Below are 22,395 nucleotides of genomic sequence, written 5' to 3'. Positions count from 1 at the left end.
TGGCAGGAGTAAATCCCAAAAATCAGGGCAGGTTGAATCGGGCAATTTACCACCTGCGAAGCAAACCGGACCAAGTCTGATACTTCTGTGCGGAGAACGGTTGTCCGGTCCTTCTCTGGCACATGCAATGCTTGATTTCCTCCTACCCTCCCCCGGAGCCTGAATCTAAACCCAAGCACCTCATGGTGCAGGGAGTCCACGGCCCCGTCCAGGGACCTGAACTTCCTGCACCATGACTCCTCACCCCATCGCCTGCGTCTTCTTCGGACTGCTTATTGCCAGCGGTACGCTGTCCGCCCAGCTCACCTGGGATGCTGATTCAGTCACAGACGGCGTCCAGAACGGCACAGGCACCTGGAACCTGGTTAACAATCTATGGTACAACGGCCTGACTAACACGACGTGGGACAACAGCGGATCCGCCATCGCCGCCTTCGGCAGCAGCGCCAGCCGCACAGGCGGCACGGTGACGGTGGACGGCACCGTCAAAGTGGGAGGCCTGCGCTTCAATGCCCTGAGCGCCTCCGCCGCAGCCGAGCTACCCCTGACCAGCGCTTATACCCTATCCGGAGGCACCCTCCAGTTTGCTGACAATGCCATCATCGAAGCTGCCAACAACACCTCCAGCGGCAGCTCGGGCGTGCTGTTTATCAACGTGAATTCCGTCCTCATCGGTAATGGGCTGACCATCCAACGGGCGGATGAAACCAGGATCAATGCCTTTCAATACGTGCGCTTCTCAGGGACCAACCCGGACCTCAAAGGCGTGCTCAACATCAATGCACGGGCGGCAGACAACGGCATCTTCATGCTGCTGGCCGGCAGCAACACCGTCAGCAGCCTGGAGCGCATCATTGTGCAGAATGGCAGCGTCCTGGCGGCAGGCGGCACAAGCAACACTTACGCCATGCCCATCATCCTCGCCGGTATCGGCCAGGGCAGCGGGGCCCTCCGTGTGGACAGCAGCAACATGGTTTTCAGTGGCGAAATCACCCTGGCAGAAGATGCTGCCATCCAAACCAACCGCAACATTGTCAACACCGTCATCGCAGGTCCCATCACGGGTGTCGGCGGGTTGCAGCGCTTCGCCTCCTCCGTCAACAGCATCCTGACCCTCAATGGCACCAGCACTTACCAAGGGGCTACCACCATCGGCCGCACCGGGGCCGCCGCACCCGGCATCACTGTCGTAAACTTTGCCGCTGAAAACGCCCCCCAGTCCGACATGCTGTACAACGGCGTGGAGACGGCCGGGGCGCTGAACATGATCGGCGGCACCGGCGGCACCGCCACCTTGATCCTCCAGGGCGCGGACCTCACGGACAACAGCCAGCGTTTTGGAGATCTGGCCCTGACCGGCAACCGTTCCAACCTCATCCTGGCCGCAGGCCATGGAGGCAGCATGAGTGTCGGCCTGGGCAATATCACGCGTACAACACCGGCCTCCATCACCTTTGTATCTGAAACACCGGGGACCATCTCCACCACCACTCCGGACGGCTTCCTCGGCCCCTGGGCTGCGCTGGTCAACAAAGCCGGACATGGAACCTGGGCGAACGTGCAGGGCGGCCTGCTGACCGCCTTCACCGGCAGCACCGAATACGTCACAGGGGAATCCCTGAGCAGCCTGGGAGCGGCTGCGGATGTGGGCATCAGCGCCAGTTCCACCGGCAACGTGCTGGGCGGCAGCGGCACGTATCAGGTCAATACCCTTTCCATGACGGATGCCACCAGCGCCCGCACCGTGGACATTGGCACCGGCAATGTGCTGCGCCTCGGCAGCACCGGGGGCATCCAGCTCACGGAGGATGCCCTGAGCCTGGACATTGGCATTCCCGGCAGCGCAGGCGCTCTTCGTGCCGGCACCGGTACGGCCCAGATGTGGCTGAGCAACCTGTCCAAAACGGGCACCCTGACCATCCATTCTGTCATTGAAAACAATGGCAGCAGCGCGCTCACCCTTTACTTCAACGGCACCGGCAAGACCGTCCTCGCCGGGGCCAATACTTATACCGGTGCCACCCAGATCAGCAGTGGCGAGGTGGAGGCCGCCCACTCCACCGCCCTGGGCTCTGGAACCGCCGCCACCACTGTCCAGAGCAATGGCACCCTGCGCCTGGCCGGGGACATCAGCCTGACCAAACCTATCACCCTCAACGGCCTGGGGGCCAATGGCATCGGCGCCCTGGTCAACACCTCCGGCGTGAACGAACTGAACCAGGTGGTGACCGTCGCCCAGACCTCCCGCTTCACCAGTGAATCCGGCACCCTCGTTTTCAAAGGGGCCACCGGCACCACCGCCGTCATCACCGCCAGTGCCTCTGGCGCCACCACCTTTTTTGGCGGGGCGGGGGATTTCCGCATCCAGGGCCAGTTAAACGCGGCCGCCAACGTGGTGACGAAGGACGGCGCGGGCACGCTCACCTTTGCAGGCACCCAGGTCTTCACCGCCGCCATGACTCAGACCGCAGGGACCATTCATCTGGACTTTTCCGCCCCAACCTCCCCCACGAACAACATTTTATACAATGGCATCGCCACCCCGGTGGCCTATACCATGAATGGCACCCTCCTCCGCCTCACCGGCAGGGCGGGCGAGGCCAATGCCCAGACCTTCGGCACGCTGACAGTCACCAATCTGGCCAACATCAGCCTGGCTCCCAACGGTGCTGCAAGCCTGTCTCTCTCCTTTGGCAGCATCACCCGCAGCTTTGGCGGCCTGCTGGGCCTGGATCTTCCCGCAGGCAGCAGCCTCCGCGTCGCAGGCGGTACGGACAATGCCCTGCTTACCGCCAACGGCCGTGCCTTCGCCTACATCCGCGACAGTGTGAACGGCGATGAATGGGCCGCCACGGGCGCGATCTCCGGCGGCACCCGCCCGGTCATCAAGCTCTCCACGCTGAGCGGTGCGGCCGGTTATACCGCCTCCACTTTGGATTCCCTGAGCGGCAATGCCGACATCGCCTCCACCGTCACCACGACCAATCTGGGAACCGACACGACCCTCAGCAGCCTGCGCTTCGCCCAGCCTCAGGCCACCCTCATCACGGATGGTGACGCCGTCACCACCCTGACCACCGGCGGCATCCTCGTCTCCAGCACCGTCGGGGCAAACACCAGCACCATCTCCACCGACATCCTCCGCGCCGCCCCCTCCACTACCAGCACCAACCCGGACCTCACGATCATTCAAAACAATACTGCCGCGCCCCTGCTTATCACGTCCGCGATCACCAGCTCCCTGGGCTCCACTGGTGCCTCGGCCACCGTCTCCCTGGCCAAGGCCGGGCCGGGTCTGGTCATCCTCTCCGGGGCCAATACCTTCACCGGCAATGTCCGCGTTTATGAAGGCTCCATCCAGTTCGGCGGCACCGTGAGCACCAGCATCGAGTTTCTCATCGGCTCCGGAGCCACCAGTGCCAAGGTCATCCTCGGCCTGCCAGACACCCCTTTCACCGCCAGCAGTGTGGATTACATCCAGACTGTGGGCATCGGTACGGATAACCGCATCGTCGGCGGCTCCACCGCCCTCTCGCGTCTTACCCTCACCGGATCTGTCAGCGTGCCCAGTGATTTCAGCAAAGGTTACATCGGCGGGTCGGGCACGAATGAAAACAACCTGGAACTGCGCCTCGCCTCCCTCAACAGCCTGCTCAAACTCGGCGCTAACAACACCTACATCGGCCGCACCATTCTTTCTCGCGGCACCATCGAAGTGGAAAAACTGGCCGATGCCGGCCTCCCCAGCTCCCTCGGCACCGGCGATATCAATCCCTCCGCCGCCACCCTCACTCTGTCCGATGCCACCACCAGTGCCGTCGGTTCAACCGCCATCTCCGTCATCCGCTATGTCGGCAGCACCAATTCCACCACTAACCGCCCCATCAACCTCACCAACAGTGATGTTGAAAGGGACATCGCCGCCGTCGAGGCCGTGCTGGAAAACACCGGCACCGGCACACTGAAATTCACCAGTCCCTTCCTGACAGGCGGCAGCAATGTGGTAAACCGCGTCCTCCGTCTCACCGGTACCAATACCGGGCTCAATGAAGTCGTCGGCATCAGCGATGCCAGCGCCACCATCCTCGCCCGGATTGAAAAAGACGGCGTCGGCACCTGGGCCATCACCGGCAGCAGCACCTACAGCGGCGGCACCGCCATCAACAGCGGCACCCTGCTGGTCAATAACGACCCTGCCACCGGCTCCGCCACCGGCCTGGGACCCGTGGTTGTTACTTCAGCCACCCTGGGCGGCACCGGCCGCATCGCCCCGGCATTAGACAAGCCCATTTACATCACCGGCGGCACTCTGAATCCTGGCCTGGGCAGACTCAGCAACGAGGCCGGCAAGCTCACCCTCGCCACACTGGGCAGCGGCATGCTCTCGCTGGAAAACAGCTCCGTCCTCTGGCTGGACCTCTTCTCCGGCGCGGGTCTCGGTGACAACACCGCCAGCGCATCCGCCGCCGACCTCCTTGCCATCAGCGGCCAGGCCAGCTTCGGCTTCGGCACCACCCTGCGGGTGCTCAATCCCAATGGCATGACCGGCTGGGCCGCCAATGACCAGTGGCAGCTTTTCGACTGGACCGGCCTCACCGGCGTTTATGGCGAGATCTCCACCTACGACCTCCCCCTCCTGCCCGACGGCCTCATCTGGAACACGGAAGACCTACTCACCACCGGCGTCCTCTCCATCTCCCTCGTTCCCGAGCCCGGCCGCCTGAGCCTCCTCGCCCTCGCCTTCACCACCCTCTGTCTGCGCCGTCGCCGCAAGTAGCGGCGCATGGAGAGGCCATAATGGCACACTCATTTTCTTTTCCTGCCTGCTTCGGGACCTGGCATCTTGGAATCATTCCCAAACAGTGGATTCGTTCGTGAAGTAGCTGCCGGTTTCGTTGGTGACAAGGATGCGGCAGAAGCCGGATGCAGGCGCGCCATCGAATACGATGCGCTGGATGCCGGGTGCAATCTCGCCGAGGTCCTGAGACTTCGCCCAGCGATGGTCAAAGGTAAGCGCATCTTCAGGACCGAAGAAGACCTTTGCCTTGCTGCGACTTTTGGAGATCGTTAGCAGGTCCAGCTCGACATGTACCTGGCCGCCCTGACGGATGATGCGCTTGACGGTGACGGTCGTGGGAAAAGCGAGCCCCTTGAGTGCGGCAGCGCTCATGTAGTCGGGCATCACCTTCATCGGCGGCGCGGTGACATCCACGCCTTTCGGGTAGCGGTAGTGGGTGATGCCTCCCATGGCCATGCGGAACCAGCCGTCGTTGCTCAGCGACCACAGGCAGTTCGTCTGCTCGCGATTCGCATCCGCCTTGCTGCCATTCATGATATCGAACTGATGCCACGTGCCCTGGTCATCCAGGCACCAGCCGCGGAAGTCCGCCGCGCGCATGATGTGCCCCGTACGCTGGATGTGCGGCGGGCCCGGTACCTCCACAAAGCAGCCCGGCAGCAGGTTCTCCACGCTTCGATTCTCCGACCACTTCCTGCCGCTGGCATACAGGCGCCACTGGCGCGTCTTTTGGTCCAGGAACCAGCCGGTGTAGGTGTCGTAGGGCTTGCCGGGCTCGATGCGCAGTGCGAGCACCGTCGAGGCGATGGTCTGGCCCTCATACGGATTCCAGTCACGCAGTTTCACCCCGGTGCCTTCGTGATCAAAGTGCCCAAAGGTTGCCTCCGGACTGCCGATGGCGAGCAGATGCGAGAGCTGGGCAATGGGCGGTTCCGCCGCACCCCGCTTAAATGACCACATGGAGAAATTGATGCCGCCGGAGGTCTGGTCCGGGTTGAACGTGGAGCCGAAATAGCCAAAGGGCGTCGTGATCGGGCTGTAGAAATCTTTTTCGCCGAAGATGGGGCGCACCTCCATGATCCACAACCGGCTCTGAGCGGCCCCGAGCGATGAGCTTTTAAAGCCGCTGTGAATCGCCGCCGGACGCCAGCGGGCACGCAGCAACTGCGCCCCGGCCATACCCGGGCCGCTCAATTCAATGCTCTCGATGGTTGCCGGACCTGCGGGTGACAGCACAAGATCCACGCGGCCTCCCTTGGCACCCTTGATCTCAAATCCGCCTGCCGCCGCCGCTTTCGATTCGCCCATCTGCACATTGAAACGGCCGCTGCCGTTGATCTTTCCAGAGACCACGCCATCGGCATGCAACCACAGCGGAAAGACGATGCGTTGCTCCGGCGAGCGCAGGCCTTCGATCCGCGACCACTGTTTGCCGTCATTGAGTTCATCCTGCATAGGTGATTCGCCCGCGAGCTTCGCCCCATCGGCCCCGGAGAAAAAGCAGTGGGCGGGCAGCAAAGTGAGTTTTCCATCCTGTGCCGTCTGCGCCAGCACAACCTGCTCCACGCCATTGTCAGAACCGATTTTAACAGCTTCGACGGCTTGGGCCATGAGCGAACTCAAAAATAGAAAAGAAGAAACGAGGTGCTTCATGGTTGGAGATACAGCTTGGAAAAACATAATGCCAAAAACAAGAAACAAGTTGCCGGACGAACTGTAAAGCCAAGCGATGCGAAGAACCAGCAGTCCGTCACCTCTATTCAATCAGCTCTACGAAATTAGCCTGCTTGATCGCTCGTGAAATAATTTGTCTCATCACAGTTTCACTGAAATGATCACCCCAAGAAATACCTTTATGGGTACGTAAATGCTTTACTTTACCTTATGCAGAGTGACTTCATGCATTCATGTCATTATTTTACGATCATGAAAATAATTACTTGTTATTGGGTCATCCAATTTAGTAAACCTGCGAAAAAACAATTTTATTGAGAGGTATTTATGCCATCACCCATCATCAAAGGCCTGGCGGTTTTAGTCCTGTTTCTTGCCTCCATTCATTCTGATCCTGCGGGAATGAATGTACTAGTTTGCTTGTTGCTACTAGCGACTGTGGATGCCGGTATCGGTGCGGATACCGGCAAGGAATGGTCAGCCAGGACCATGCATGGGTTCAGCCGATTTTTCAGTCTTTCGGTATGGCCATTTTATTTTATAACGGTTTGCACCGCCTTTGTTCTGCCTGCCCCGCAAACAAAGCTGGATCCTTCAAAAGCCGTACAAATACCCGCTAGGAAACTGCCGCTACCCGGACCTCCTGCCAGCCAGACCAGTTCACCGCTTGCCCGGAATACTGCCCCTGGATCTCCTCCCGTGGGGCAGCGGCCAATGCTTCATTCCACGTCCGGCAGCAGCACAGCACCACGCCCCGGCAGCCCCCAGCGGCCCCTCACTTCCCGTCCGCGCCCTGCATCACCCCCAGGTCCTGGCGGACAGACCGGAATCGCTCCTGCCAGGCCCTCCCAGCCTGCGTCCCCAGCACAGCACGCTCCAAAATCTGCCCCAGCTCCTAAAAGCAATTAAGCTCCTCCCAACCATGAAGCACTCCCGAAGTTCCCGATTTCGTGACACCTTGCTGCTCAGTTTCATCCGGCGGCATGAAGGCTTCAGGCTGCTAGTGCACAGTCTGCTGCTGGCCGTCCTGCCGTTCTCCCTGCTGCCTTCATCCTTTGGGGTGACCATTGGATCCTATGACAACGGAGCCGACATCATCCAGTTTGAAGATTGGAATGACAATGGCGTCTGGGATGATGGGGAGCTTTGGTGGTATCATTCCGATAATTTGGACTCCGATGGTGACGGGATGTCCAATGAAAGGGAGATCGCGTGGGGCACCGACCCGCTCAATCCGGACACCGATGCGGACGGCATCACGGATGGTGATGAGGTGGATTTATTGGGCGGAATAGACAGTGGTTATGACCCCCTGGACTGGGATACCAATGACAACGGTTACAGCGATCACGATGAAGCCTATGGATACTACGGCGTGGACTATTCCGTGGACGGTCCAGGACACAGCTATTTTGACTGGGATGGAGATGGCATCAAAAACATCGATGATCCAGATCCGTTTATGGCTGAGGAGTCAGACCCATATGGTGACGATGACGGGGACAGTTATGCCAACCAGGACGACTCTCATCCTGAGGATCCAAATCTGTGGTGCGACTGGGATTATGATGGAAACAATGACGAGCCCGTCGAACTGGATCCCTATGGGGACGAAGACGGCGACAGTGTTCTCAATCAAGACGACTCCCACCCCTATGATCTAAATTTGTGGTGCGACTGGGATGATGACGGCAGCAACGACGAACCCGTTGAACTGGATCCTTATTCAGACGAAGATGGGGACAATGTTATCAATCAGGACGACTCCCACCCCTATGACCCGAACTTATGGAGTGACTGGGATGGCGACGGCAACAATGATGAAATACTTGAGCTGGATCCTTATGGAGATGAAGATGGCGACACTGTCCTAAATCAAGATGACTCCCACCCCTACGATCCATATTTGTGGTGCGACTGGGATTATGATGGAAACAATGACGACCCCGTCGAACTGGATCCCTACGGGGACGAAGATGGGGATGGTTTTTTCAATCAGGATGACTCCCATCCCTATGATCTGCATTTATGGAGTGACTGGGATGCCAACGGATACAATGAAGGTGACGATCCACCAGTAGACGATCCACCGTCAGACATGGACGGAGACGGACATCATGACGGAAATGATTCTCACCCGGATGACCCAAACTTGTGGGAAGACTGGAACTACAATGGTACCAATGATAGCGAGGAAGTTTATGAGCCGCTTGATTCTGACGGTGATGGTCTGACAGACGATGATGAAGTGTACGTTTTTTATACGGATCCTTGGCTGGCTGACTCAGATGGCGACGGTCTCTATGATGGGGAGGAAATCATGTATGGGACTGATCCCTGGAAAATTGACACGGATGATGACGGGCTGACAGATCTGGATGAACTCGCGGTCTATTTTTCGGACCCGAACAATCCGCATTCATTAAGTTCACTTTATCTGGACAGCCTGATGGTGGATGTCACGGACAGTGACAATGACGGGATCCCGGATGCCATTGAGAATTTTTATGCTCCGGCCATGAGTTCGATTAATCCTGAAGATGCTCAGGGCGACCTGGATGCGGATCATACCAGCAATTTGCAGGAGTACCTCCAGGGCACGCGCCTGGATGGAAATTTGCATGTCTATGATAATGACCGTGACGGCATGACCGACATCCAGGAAGACTACTGGAACACGGTTTATCCAGGGCATTTCGACAAATACACTTTTGGGGATTCCGTGGAGGATTTGGACGGCGATGGGGTGCTGAACTTTGAGGAGATGGTTTACGCGCTTGACCCTGGCAATCCGGAAACGAACGGGAGTACGCCAGACATGACCTGGATTAACCAAGTATGGGGAAAATCATGGCATCAGTCTCTGGTCACCGGAGATGCCGATGGAGACGGTATGCCTGATGTGTGGGAGCATAAGTACTTTCTGGATGTCCGCTCCCCTGTGGATGCGGGACGGGATGAAGACAATGACCGGCTGAGCAATCTCACGGAGTTTCGTTACGGCACACATCCCCGGCTTCAAGATTCACAGAGCGGTGCCCATGACACGGACACCTTCCACCAGCAAAGCGCCCCCACGGCACCCACCGTGCCTGGAGGCCTGCTGCAGCGTTATCAAGCTCAGATTCGGGCGGATCTGGAGGCCGGCACACCGGTCAACAAGTCCTTCAATGAAGGCGGCGGCTGGGAGAGCGGAGATCCGCCAGAGGGACTGCCCTCCTATGATACTAAAATTACGGTTTACAGAACCGTCACTGATTCCTCCACCGGGGAGTATAAAACTTCAACAAGCGAGTCAATCAGCGCCAGCAATACCATCAAATCCAGCGTGGGCGGCACACCGGAGGATCCTAACCTTGGAGATTGCATTTTTTGCCACGGCGATATCTGCGGTGACTGTGCGGGCGAAGGTTACACACAATGCATTCAATGTCCGGCAGAGCAAGTCTGTGTTGAATGCAATAACCATTGTAATACCTGCGGCGGGTCTGGATATTGCGCTACATGTGGCGGTGATGCGTCTGTCCGTGGCAATTGCACGGACTGTCAATATCACACACCTAAAGAGGACTGCACGGAGTGCGGCGGACAAGGCTGGCTTTACCTGGGTGAGGACTGTTCGAACTGTAGTGGCACAGGTAAAATCGACTGGCCGACAGGCTGCGCAACCTGCTACGACACCGGTAGAACCGATATTGCTTGTACAGAATGCCAAAACGGAGACTGCCCAAATTGTGCCCCCCCCCAACCTGGGTGCCTCAGTTGTGATGGGAGCGGTTTTGTCACTCCAGCCTGCACTAATCTAGATTGTGAAGATGGCCGGATTCCATGCACACATCCGTTGCTGGGTGGCTCAGACGACTGCACATGCGAGGATGGAGGGCTCCCGATCACCCCAGATACGAGTTACAAAGAAACGGCGCAGGTAGATTTGCTCCCGCCGGAGGACGATAAAAGCTGGGGGATCGTGGCGGTGAGGGTGGATGGGGAGCTCTTTCAAATGCTGGATTCTGGAAATCCGCGCTCAGAAGTCATCTTGGCTCCCGCGCCGGGGGAGGAGAAGGAGATCACTGTGGTGCCTGTGGAAGCCCCCCCGGATCCGCCTACCTTGGTTGGAGGTGTTTCTATCAGTGACTCCAGCGGCCCGCGCTACCGGAAAATCGGCATCAACGGGCTGCCCATTCCCGATGCCAAGCCCCAGCAGCAGGACGAGTCCGGGCAGAATCCTGAGGAGACCTATGTGGATGCGTTTAACCGTCAGCTCAGGCATTCCGTCAGTGATGTTTATGCAGAAACGGCAGACAGTCTTCTACCCCTGATGGTCCGCAGAGATCTGGCGACGGAGATTTGGAACAACCGTTCAGGTCTTCGGCCGTGGGAGCGCCCGGAGGCCGCCTTTGGTCCCGGCTGGTCGTCCAACATCTGTTCCTACATCCGCTATGAAACCCTGGGAAAATTCAGCACCGCCAGCCTTCGGGCGACGGTGGTGGATGAGCAGGGCGCTCGCCAGCAGTTCCTTTTGCAGGACGAGGTCTGGCAGCACTCTCGTGACGAATTGAATGATGCCAAGACCAGTTTTAACACCCTGACCACGGAGGGTGAGGACCTTAGCCAGGCAATCCTGCGTAAAAAATTTGGCACAGTCTGCGAGTACGAACTGACCAGCATCGAACAGATCATGCCCAGTGACCGCATCACTGATGAAGGCCGCGGCAGCAAGATCACTTATGCAAGGCTGAAAAAGGTGACGGACCGCTGGGGAAACGAGCTAGTTTATCATTATGCCAGCAATGACACGCTGATACCCAGCCGGATCTATGATCCTCATCGGACCGGCCGTGAGATCCAGATCAAGCAGCACAATGGCAAAGTCACCGAGATCCGTGATCCGCTGGGGCACATCATTACTTATTCCTATGTGGCGCACGAAGACAATACGTTCCCCTCACCCGGGGGGCTGTCCGCGCTTCGTTCTGTGACCAAGAACTGGACCACCGTTTACTATGATTACCAGTATAGGCAGGTGCAGGACCCCACCCCAGCGGACCCCACCAAGGTTCTGACTTTCCATCATATTGACCTTTTCCGCATCGTAGATGAACTGGGAAGAGAGTATTTGTTCAATTGGATATCGGACCAAAGTGTCCGTTTTCAGGAAATGGTCAACAATCTTCCTATGGAGAGAATCCAGATGGGGCTGCCTTTCATGGTGCAAAAGATCTACAGCCCTGAATCCGTAATCTCGTTTCAAGGCAGCCGGGATGCCGGACCGGGACTCACGGCACCGATTGGCGGCCAGGTGTTTGCACCAGGCGTCGTCAACATTGTCACCATGCCGGACCAGACCACGACGTACCAGTTTACCGACCCCGTCATCTTCGATCCTGCCTGGGGTAAAAACAGGAATGGGCCGGATGATGACCTGACATCCACTCATTTTTTGGTGAATTATCTGAACATGAGCATTCAATGCCAGGGAACCACCGGTTTACCTGTCACAGAGTCCTATGAATTTAATGTCGCCGCCGGCATGGCCCTGGCATCCGCGACGGATGCTTCCGGTAACACCACCACTTTCGAATACGAACATGCGGGCAACCAGTTCTCTGGAATGTCCGGTTTTTATTATGATGACCCGGTCAAGGAGGTCAATGCGATGGCTGGGGAAAAGCACTTCACCTATGCACCTGATACCCGGGTGATGTCATCCATCCAGGATGAGCGGGGAATTCTCACCAGTTATGAGGTGGAACCTGTCACCGGCAGACGCCTGTCTGAGACGGTCATGGTTCCTGGCGGTGCAGGAAAGATCACCACCTATGAATACCATGAGACATTCAAAGGCCTGGTGGTCAAGGAAACCATCTCATCCACTGCCCAGGAAAACATGCCGCCCACGGTGATTCTGACGACGCTGGACGGCGGCTTGTGGACAGAAAAGACTCAGACGATAGGAACCTATGAAGACCAGGATTTTGTCGAGATCAGTTCCACAACTACTATTTGCGATTTCAATGGAAACAAACGCACAGTGATTGATGGGCTGGGGAGGCTCACCAATTTTGGATATGGTTATGGTGCTAGAAATCTCCTGACTTCGGTGGTCTATGACGACGGCAAATATAAAACTTTCGAGTATGATGACCATGGCAATCTGTGGCGTGAAAGTAATGAAAACCGCGTGTATACCTTCCATGGCTACGACGACCTGAACCGAAGGATCTCCACCACTCTCAATCTGGACGGCGATTGGGCGGCCGATCCCAACTACACCACCGCGACATACAATGAGGTGACCGGCCAGATGGTCTATAACGGTGATATCGTCCAAAGCACGACCTACACCTCCCGCGGCCAGATCCAAACCCAGACCGACCCTGGCGGAAAGGTGACCACTTATACTTATGACGGCATCGGCCGCCTGAAGGAGGTCAATGACGGGGGGCAGGTGACCTCTTATGAATATGGGGCCAACTCCGGAGGCGGGGTGTTTGATGTGAGCGGCTTTAAACCGACGAAGGTGACGGATCCGCGCGGCGTGGTGACCACGTTTGTGTATGACAAGCTTTACCGGCCCGTCACGAAAACGGTGGCGGGTTATGGCAGCACCCACACGACCTATGACGCGGTGGGCAATCCGCTGACCATCACGGATCCGCTGAACCGGACCACGGAGCATGTTTATGATGCCTTTGGCCAGGTGATAGAAACGACCTATCCGGATGACACCACGGTGCGGCATTACTATACCCACGACGGCAAGGTGTTCTGCACCGTGGATGAGGCGGAAGCGGCGACGATGATGCATTATGACGCCGCCGGGCGGCTGATCCGCACGGAGCTTCCCGCTGTGGGCGGTGAGACCCCGGTGCTGGAATACACGTATGATGCGGCGGGCAACCAGCTCACGCAAAAAGGTCCGCTGGGAGGCATCACGTACACCTTTTACGATGCCCGCAACCGGCCCATCCAGACGGTGAGCCCACCGGTGTGGGATGCGGAGGCGGCGGAGTTTGTGCGCCTGGTGAGCAAGACGGTCTATGATGCTGCCGGCCAGGTGCTGAGCGTGGAGGACACAGGCGGCGGCGTGACCACGAAGGCCTATGACCGCGCGGGCCGCGTGTATGCGGTGACGGATGCGCTGCAGAACAAAACCCGCAGCACGCATGACACGCGCGGCAATGTGCTGACGCTGACCAATGCCCTGGGCCATACGACGACCAACACTTACGATGCGCACAGCCGCCTGCTGACCAGCGTGGACCCGGAGAACATCCTCAACCGGTTTGAATACGATGCCGCAGGCAACCGCACGAAGGTGGTGGATGGCAAGGACCAGGAGACGGATTTCACCTATGACGGGCTGAACCGGCTGCTCACGCAGACCTTTGACAACGGCGACACGATCACCCACACCTACAATGCGGTGCAGAAGCTCACGCAGACTTCGCCGCGTAATATCACCACCACCTTCACCTATGATGAGCGTGACCGTGTGCTGACCAGCAGCGCCCCTGCCGGTGACGGAGCCGCTGCGCTGTCGCGTACCATGACTTATGACGCCAAAGGCCGCGTCCTGACCGTCACGGAGGCGGGCCGCCCGGAGGCCGCCGTCAGCTTCACCTATGACCTGGGCGGGCGCATGCTCACGGAGACCTCGCAGGGTATTACGCATACATACACTTATGACGTGGCAGGCAACCGCATCCGCGCCGTTTATGGCACGGGGCGGACGGTGGAGACCAGTTATGATGCGATGAACAGGCCTGAGACCATCGCCGAAGGCGGCCGCCTGACCACCTATGGTTATGACCGCGCCGGACGAGCCGTGATCCTGATGCTTGGCAACGGCCAGGTGACGGAAAACGATTACGACCTGGCCGGCAGGTTGAAGCATCGCACGCTGTACAGCAGCCTGGAAAACCGCACCCCCACCGGCATCCTGGCCAAGTTTGACTGGACTTACAACGCCCTGGGCAATTTGATGACACAGGAGGAAAGCTGGCCTGGTGCGCTGGGCGGTAGCGGCGTGAAGACCACGACGCTCAGTTATGACGATGCCAGCCGCTTGACCGGAGAAATCATTGACCTGCCCACCGGCAGCGGCAGCGACACCAACACGGTGTATGCCTATGATGACGCCAACAACCGGGCGAGCAAAACAGTGACTGGCGGCAGCGGCGCGGGCCATTGGGATTACCATTACAACAGCGCCAACCAGCTCACGGCCTGGGAAAAACGCGAGATGCCAGCAGGGACCATTCTGCGCCAGGCCACACTGATCTATGACGATGCCGGCAACCGTGCCAGCCAGGCGATCACCGGCGGGGCGGCCTCAATCGCGCTAGCACCGGCGGAAGCGGCCACCGGCACGACCACCTACCACTGGGACGCGCAGGACCGGCTGGTAACGGTGAACACTCCCGACGGCGGCGAGCACCACTATGCCTATGACTACCGCACACGACGCATCGCCACGCAGGAGACGCCCGCCACAGGTCCGGCGAAGAACCGCGCAGTGGTCTTCTCCGGCGGCGTCAGCCTGGCCGAGTATGAGGGCAGCACGCCAGTCACCGTCACCCCGAGCCTGCAGCCCACCGTGCATTACCTGCGCGGCCCGGACATGGGCGGCGGCGTAGGCGGCATGCTCTACAGCCAGCGCGGAACCACCCTGAAATACAGCCTCAGCAACGGCCGGGGCGACATCGTGGCGCAGAGCAACCATAGCCGTGCGATCACCTGGCAGGCCAGCTACGAAGCCTACGGCCGCCGCACCCAGGAGACCGGGGTCAACGAAGACCGCCAGCGCGCCAACAGCAAAGAGGAAGACCCCACCGGCCTGCTCAACGAAGGCTTCCGCTACCGCGACCTGGAAACCGGCGTGTGGCTGAGCCGCGACCCTGCGGGGTTCGTGGACGGCCCCAACTTGTATGCGTATGTGAAACAGAATCCTTGGAGCAAGTTCGATCCGAGAGGTTTGGCAGCTAAAGAAGTCGGCAGTGTTTATGTTGAGATAAATCACAAAACGAAAGAGTACTATGTCGGGGAAACTGAACGGCCGCCAGCCGAACGGATGAATGACCATAACCATCAAGCGAAGAGCTTGAGGGATAAAGAGGGAACAATTGCTTATTCCCGAACAATCGTTGCGGAAGATAATCCAAGTCAGACTAGTGCGAAGGCCCAGCGGATGGTCGTGGAACGTGAAATTCAAGACCATTTGGCTAAAGAACACCCCGATTATAAATCACTTGGCACCCAACGTCTTAGTGATGAAAAATACCACCTTGCCAAAGATACCACAAATCCTCGGCTAAAACCAGGAGAGGCCCCGACGGAATATGAATCTAAAAAGAGTTTTTTCAGCAGTAAGAGAACAATGACATCAGTCGGAAATGCCAGTGGAAAAGTACCCCTTGGACTAAAGGTGGGGGGAGCTGCTGGTCTTGTGGGTATGGCGATTATGTTCGCTAACGGAAAAGGAGCAGCGCAAGACATGACCAACCATGTCCAAAATTGGAAATGGGCAGTTGAATCTGGTAATCAATCTGAAGCTCAAATTTGTGAAGGATATATGGCTCAGGGCTTTACTCAACAAAATGGTGGCCCGGCGGCGGCTGTTGTGATAGAAGCACTTGTGAGGGCTAGAACCGAAGCCCTAGCGGTAAATTGATAATTATATGTTGTGGAGAACTATACACATTTTAACAAAAAGTGATCTTTATCACAGAGCCGTGGAACTGCGGCAGCATCTTGAAAATTTTTCTGATCATGAATTAGTCTTATTTCAAGCCGAGGCAGCTAACATATTTTCAAAACTATTTAGTCCTCGTTCATATCACTTATATTGCGCGGTTTTCTCAGATGAGGCCAATGGCTCTGGTTTAACGGACTTTTGTTCAAATCTAATACTTTCTGGGCGTCCTTTGGTGAATGCCGTATTGTTAAATGCCGATAGCTTTGCGGATGTGATAGACACGGAGCAGTACAATCAAGACAGCGGTCTCGACGTTAGTTCCGTTGCCTGGCATATTTTGGCCCGACGCTACGATCATAATGTAGCTGAAGTTATGTTTAACCGTGGTGGTGTTAAGTCATTAGATGGGATATGGGAGAGGTTAGAAAAACAAGTGGGAAGTATTAATTTCGAACCTGATTGGCGGCTGGTGGAAGCCACGATGCCACGAATTTATGCAAGGTTGCATAGGGAGTAGAATGCACGTACGCGCCAACCAATAGCCTGGAAAACGGGGTCAGGCTTCATGTCGCCTGACCCCGTTTCCCTGACCCCGTTTCCCCCGGGACAGTGACCTATGACTATGATGCCCTGGAGCGTCCGTTCATGGTAACTTCAGCCAACGGGGTGGCCCTGCGCACCGTTTATGATGACCTGCCGGATGGCACCGTGCGCTCCCGTGTTTTGCGGGTGGAGCGCCGGTCGGCGGGTGGGGAGGTGTTTCTGCCGGTGCAGATGTACCATTACCATCCCCAGGGCAGCTTGGGGGCAGGCAGGCCGTCCCGTCACATCCGCGCGGACGGCACCTGGACGGACTATGCCTATGACCTCCTGGGCCGGGTGACCTTTGTCTCCGGCAGCGGCACGGCCCCGCTGCGCTACGGGTATGATGCCTACGGGCATCTCTCCCGGCTGGACACCTTCCGCACCACGCCCACAGCAGGCACGGAGAGCGAGGGGGATGCCACCCTTTGGGATTATGATCCCGCCAGCGGCCTGCTGCGAGACAAAACGGACGCATTGAGCAACTCCGCCAATTACCTTTATGATCCGGCCACCGCCCGCCTGGCGAGCCGGAGCTGGAGCCGGACCAATGCCCAAGGGGCTCCCGTGACGGCCGTTTACAGCTATGATGACGCCGGGCGGCTGGAGGGCATCACTTACAACGACGGCACGCCGGCCATCAGCCATGCCTATCATCCGGACGGACGGCTGCACACCACCACAGATGCAGCGGGCCTGCATACCTATCATTACGATGGGCCAAACGGCGCCCTGAGTGGCGAGAGCATCAGCGGCGGGTTGCTGGACGGGGCGGTGCTCAGCTATGGTTACCATGCCAGCAACCACCGTAGTGATGAGGTGTCGTGGAGCTGGGCGGGAGCAAACCGCAGCACGGAACACGGCTTTGATGCGGCAGGCCGCCTGGAGAGCGTCAGCGCCTTTGGCCGCCAGGCCCTTTACGGTTATGATCCGGTGAGCGGACGCCGCACCTCCCTGGCCTACGGCAATGGCGGCCCGGAGGGCATCTGGGAATATGACAGCCTGGACCGCCTGAAGGCGGTGAAGTGGAAGCGCGGAACCTTCCCCCTCACGCGCCATGTGTACGGGTTTGACTCAATGGACCGCCGCCGCAGCGCCACGCGTGAAACCGGGGAGCAGTGGCGTTATGGCTACAACTCGCGCGGAGAGGTCATCCACGCGGTGAAGGCGCGCCATGGGGGCGAAGACGCGCCGCTGCGTCCAGGGATGCAGACGGGTTATGACCACGATCTGGCAGGCAACCGGAAGACTCTGGAGGAACAAGGAAGCGACGGGCCGCTGGTGGCCGCCTGGACGGCCAATGAGGGCAACCAGATCACGGAACGTGAGATCCTGCCGGAGCGGTGGGTGCTGGGCGTGGCGGCACCGGAAGCTGCGCTGCAGGTCAGCGGCCACGATGGCGGATCGCCGCAGCGTGAGGGCTGGGAGTTTGCCGTGCCGGCAGCCAAGGCGCAGGCCGCCGGGGTGGCGGAGTGGAAGGAACTGGAAATCACGGCCAGCCGGGCCGGGCCACCGCCGGTGACCACGGAGAAGGAAGGCAGCCTGTGGTTCGCAGCCAGCCCGGAGAGCCTCACTTATGATGCAGACGGCAACCTGACCGGCGACGGCCGCTGGACCTATGAATGGACGGCGGAGAACCGCCTGGCGGCAATGGAAACCCGCGCCGACGCACTGGCGGCGGGAGCCCCCGGCAAGCGCCTGGAGTTTGCCTATGACGCCGTGGGCCGCCGGGTGGCCAAGCGGGTGCTGGGATTTGTGAGCAGCGGCGGAACAATGACGCTGGAAAAGGAACTGCGATATCTGTATGATGGCTGGAACATGATCGCCGAATTCCAGATGGGATCAGGAGGAGCACCCGCGCTGCTAAGGGCCTATGCCTGGGGCAACGACATCAGTTCTGACGGCCAGCAGGCCGGAGGCGTGGGAGGGCTGGTCTATGTGGAGGAAGCGGGCGGAGTGACGCTGACCCCGTGCTATGACGGCAACGGGAACGTAACCGCCTATGTGGAAGGAGTCAGCGGGGTGGTCGTGTCGAAGCACGACTACGGAGCCTTCGGCGAGAAGGTATGGGAGGAAAGACGGCGCGCAGGCGAGCTACCACCGCTGGGCTTTAGCACCAAGTATGAGGACGAGGAGACGGGGCTGCTGTATTACGGCTACCGGTATTACTCGCCGGAAATGGGCAGGTGGATCTCACGGGATCCGATTGGAGAACGCGGGGGAATCAACCTTTACGGGATGGTCCACAATGATCCGGTAAACAGGGTGGATGTGCTAGGCCGACAGGGATGGATACCAAACTATACCCCCCACGTACTCCAGCACCTGGAGAGCCTCCAATTAATTCACAAGTAAACGATCAATTTGCTTGGCATCATACCAAGCATGAGAATGTTGTTACAGGTTGTTGCTGCACAATTAAAGAGATGCAAGAGATGGTTCGTAAACATTTGCGAACTTTCGACTTGTTCAACGGTGCAAAAACTGGGGCTTGGGTTGAGGTTTCCGATGGTCATGCGCAGTTTCAACCTCAGGGTTTAGATGGCTTTCTGTCTGGGCTAATTGCAAATGATATTGGAGTAGAGACGACCACTGGGCCGTCTAACGCTCCTTATGACCTCCAGGCTACAACGGAAGAATCGCATCCACTCATTGGGCGACGCCGTTGGGGGTCAGAGCCACTAATGACACATGAGAGCGAATGCTCGACGATATCTATTTGGACTGAGGCGTATGAAGTAACCAACAACCTAAATGCGCTTGCAGAGAGCAAGGCGCATAGTGTGGCGGATACAATGTGGAAGTCATATCTTAACGCCGTTGGAAAGACGGTCAGCGAAAAATGTGGTGGGACCACCAAAGAAGCTTGGCGGGTAATTAATGAAACGGTCCCCGTTGGACCGATGCCGTGGCGATGAAACTAATGCGATCATTCTTAAAGTTCTTTTGCTGGGCAGCCTTTGCTGTTTGGTTTTTTTGACTATCGTTAGAGCGCTGCTCTGGCTGGGTTTTGTATTCAACCCTGCTTGTGAGCACCCCGCTTTGGTGGTGTTATCCCTTGTTGTTTATGCACTGCCCCTGCTTCTTTTCATCTGGGTGAATAAATTGTCAAATAGGGCCACATACTCAATAGTTAATCTGACATTAGGTCTGGCCTGTTTATTGTCATCAGAGGCTCTTGTTGCCTTAGCGTCCGGGCCAAATTCGTTGGAGGTCATCCTGTGGCAATCACTCGTTCTCCTCGTAATGTTTGCTGTACCGATAGGAAATAACAGGAAACGGGATCAGGGTGCGACAATTAACAAATGGGACAATCCATAGCAGGTACATCTCACATGCAGTCCAGGGGATCCTCCCCGGCGAAGGGGTCTTGGGACGTGGGCATAGTGGGTCTTCAAGCCATCCACCGCCCAGCGAGGGGCGCGCGCTGCGCGCGCATCCCCTCTGCCGGGCGGTGGAGCCAGGCTGTGGAAGGTCACATGCGGCCCGAGCAAGCCGTCTGTGCCGGATGTTAAGCCCTTATCGCATTAGCTGGGCCGCCCTCCTGGAAGCGGCAAACTTCCAGGCGGCTTGAGCGATCATGAGGCTGCAGGTGCTGCTGCCGAACTTGGCCGACTCGTAGGCGTCACCGGGATCGGCGGGGCCAGCGGGCGGCTTGGTCAGGTAGCTCCCCGCATCCAGACGGGGGTCGAAGAGGCTCACACGCGCCATGCCGCCCTTGAGGGCTTCCCAGCCGTTTTTAAGGGCAAAGCAGGTGCGTATGGAGCAGGCTTCTGGGGGCAGTCCTGCGAGGAGGAAATGAAAATGCCGTCTCCCGGTGGCCTCACCGTCTTCCTGACGGAGGCACCAGAGGAGCTTTTTAAAGGGGACCCTGTGCGCCTTGGCAGACTTGCGCAGCAGGGCGAAGAACATGGAAAGCCGGATCCTCTCCGGCAGCCGCTCCTGTTTGAAGGTGAGGGTGCCGAAGAACTGCCAGGGGATCTCTTTGAGGACGTGAATCTCCGGTGCTTCCATGGTCGTGAGGGTTTAGGCCTTGGCTGGGTGCTTGCTGATGAGGGCACCGCGGGCACGGAGCCTGCCGCCGAAGGTGGGTTCAAAGGCGGTGATGCCCAGCTCCACATGCTGGTCACGCAGGGAGGCTCCTTTGAGCTTCTCGATGTCCTCGGGGCTGAGGACAAAATCGAAGGTGTTCAGAAAGCGGTGTTCGGCGCTGATGTCCAGGAGGGTGAGGACCTGCTGGTGGACGACACCTCGCTTGCCGGTGTAGGAATCGGCGCGTTGTTCGATGCAAAGACATTTGGCAGTCATGGTATAACAAGAAACGGGGTCAGTGTGCGACAATTGACAGATTGGACATTCTATGATATTGACAAGACATGCCGCGCAGCCTCCGCATCCAGTATCCCGGTGCTTATTATCATGTGATGGCGCGGGGCAACCGCAGGGAAGCCATCTTCCATGATGACGATGACCGGTGCTTCTTCCTCCACACCCTTGGCCAGGCTTGTGAGATGACGGGCTGGCGGGTGCATGCCTGGGTGCTCATGGGCAATCATTACCACCTTTTCATCCAAACGCCCGAGGCCAATCTCGTCGCTGGCATGTCCTGGTTGCAAAACACCCTGACCCGCCGTTACAACGTGCGCCACCATCAGTGGGGCCGCCTGTTTGGCGACCGTTACAAGGCTGTGGTGGTGGAAGGCGAGGACCGTTACCATTACCAGACGCTGATGGACTACATCCACCTCAATCCCGTGCGCGCCCGCCTGGTGCGGCCCGGCAGCGGTCAGAGTGTGCTGGACTACCCGTGGAGCAGTCTCGCCGGCGGTCATGCCCTGCCGCCGAAGCGCCGTCCCAAATGGCTGGACACTGAAGCGGCCCTGAAAGCCTTTGAGCTTCCCGACAACACCTCCGGGCACCGCCGGATGGTGGAAAGGCTGGACGAACGCGCGGTCAAAGAATCGCTAAAAAACTGTGGCGTGCCACACTTGCCCGAAGAGGTGGATGCGCGGTGCAGCCACCTGCGGCGCGGCTGGTATTGGGGAAGCCAGGCCTTTGCCGAAAAACTGCGGCAATGGGTGGACGGGGTTCTCAAGGGAGAGAAAGCACCCAAATCCCGCGCCTATAAGCATAGCCCACAGTCCAGGGCACACGGCCTGGAGAAAGCGGAAGTCTATGTGAAAGAGGGCTTGGCCGCCTCCGGACTCGATGAAAAAGACCTCGCTACCCTCAAAGGCTCAGACATCCGGAAGGTGGCGCTGGCGAGGCTGGTGTGGAAGAAGACGACAGCGACCCAGGAATGGATCGCCAGGAAGCTGCACATGAGCAGCGCCACCAATGTGAGCCAGCAGATCCGGCGTCTCGAGAAAGCCGGAAAGAAAGGCCGGCTGCCCGAAACATTGACAGTCTTCATCAAATCCCATGACCCCTCCTGAAAACAAATCTGTCAATTGTCGCACCCTTCTCTGAAAAAAAGTCGTCAAGCGGAAAATGCCTGGATCCTTGATTTTATGCGGCTTCGAGCGTGGTGAACCGGGTTCCTCCGGAAGGCTCTCATGGCTGTTGCTGGACACGTATTTTCCGCGCCGTCCGTGCTGCTGGCACGCGGCGTTGCCGGTCATGTTCCAACCTGGTCTGGCGATGC

General features: G+C 58.1%; 8 protein-coding genes. 5 read left to right on the top strand and 3 right to left on the bottom strand.

Annotation, left to right across the window (positions count from 1 at the left end; translation table 11 throughout):
• Positions 1 to 232: 232 nt before the first annotated feature.
• On the top strand, positions 233 to 4,777 hold the full coding sequence (locus WJU23_RS17200) for an autotransporter-associated beta strand repeat-containing protein (protein WP_346333843.1): 4,545 nt from the start codon (positions 233 to 235) through the stop codon (positions 4,775 to 4,777).
• A gap of 72 nt (positions 4,778 to 4,849) precedes the next feature.
• Here WJU23_RS17200 and WJU23_RS17195 read toward each other — a convergent pair whose 3' ends face one another.
• On the bottom strand, positions 4,850 to 6,451 hold the full coding sequence (locus WJU23_RS17195; protein WP_346333842.1) for a DUF3472 domain-containing protein: 1,602 nt from the start codon (positions 6,449 to 6,451) through the stop codon (positions 4,850 to 4,852).
• A gap of 943 nt (positions 6,452 to 7,394) precedes the next feature.
• Here WJU23_RS17195 and WJU23_RS17190 point away from each other — a divergent pair.
• The 3 genes from WJU23_RS17190 to WJU23_RS17180 all read left to right on the top strand — a co-directional run bounded on the left by WJU23_RS17190 (position 7,395) and on the right by WJU23_RS17180 (position 19,106).
• Positions 7,395 to 16,145 (top strand): RHS repeat-associated core domain-containing protein, encoded by an 8,751-nt coding sequence (locus tag WJU23_RS17190; RefSeq protein WP_346333841.1) that lies wholly within the window; start codon positions 7,395 to 7,397, stop codon positions 16,143 to 16,145.
• A gap of 61 nt (positions 16,146 to 16,206) precedes the next feature.
• A complete protein-coding gene (locus WJU23_RS17185) occupies positions 16,207 to 16,686 on the top strand; it encodes a hypothetical protein (RefSeq protein ID WP_346333840.1) in 480 nt (159 codons plus the stop codon).
• 92 nt (positions 16,687 to 16,778) lie between these two features.
• Positions 16,779 to 19,106 (top strand): RHS repeat-associated core domain-containing protein, encoded by a 2,328-nt coding sequence (locus tag WJU23_RS17180; RefSeq protein ID WP_346333839.1) that lies wholly within the window; start codon positions 16,779 to 16,781, stop codon positions 19,104 to 19,106.
• A gap of 1,164 nt (positions 19,107 to 20,270) precedes the next feature.
• On the opposite strand, the gene WJU23_RS17175 is transcribed toward WJU23_RS17180, so the two are convergent.
• Both WJU23_RS17175 and WJU23_RS17170 read right to left on the bottom strand, forming a co-directional pair.
• Positions 20,271 to 20,765 carry a hypothetical protein gene (locus tag WJU23_RS17175; RefSeq protein WP_346333838.1) on the bottom strand — a complete coding sequence of 165 codons (495 nt, stop codon included), beginning with the start codon at positions 20,763 to 20,765 and terminating at the stop codon, positions 20,271 to 20,273.
• A 12-nt stretch (positions 20,766 to 20,777) separates the two neighbouring features.
• Positions 20,778 to 21,059, bottom strand: a complete 282-nt coding sequence (locus WJU23_RS17170) for a hypothetical protein (protein ID WP_346333837.1) — start codon at positions 21,057 to 21,059, stop codon at positions 20,778 to 20,780.
• Positions 21,060 to 21,127: 68 nt separating this feature from the next.
• On the opposite strand from WJU23_RS17170, the gene WJU23_RS17165 reads away from it, so the two are divergent.
• A complete protein-coding gene (locus WJU23_RS17165) occupies positions 21,128 to 22,186 on the top strand; it encodes a transposase (protein ID WP_346333836.1) in 1,059 nt (352 codons plus the stop codon).
• Positions 22,187 to 22,395: the final 209 nt, after the last annotated feature.

The organism is Prosthecobacter sp. SYSU 5D2, from assembly GCF_039655865.1.
In the GTDB taxonomy this organism is placed as follows: domain Bacteria; phylum Verrucomicrobiota; class Verrucomicrobiia; order Verrucomicrobiales; family Verrucomicrobiaceae; genus Prosthecobacter.
The sequence above is the reverse complement of the archived record's forward strand: the minus strand, read 5'-3'. Positions and strand labels throughout refer to the sequence as shown.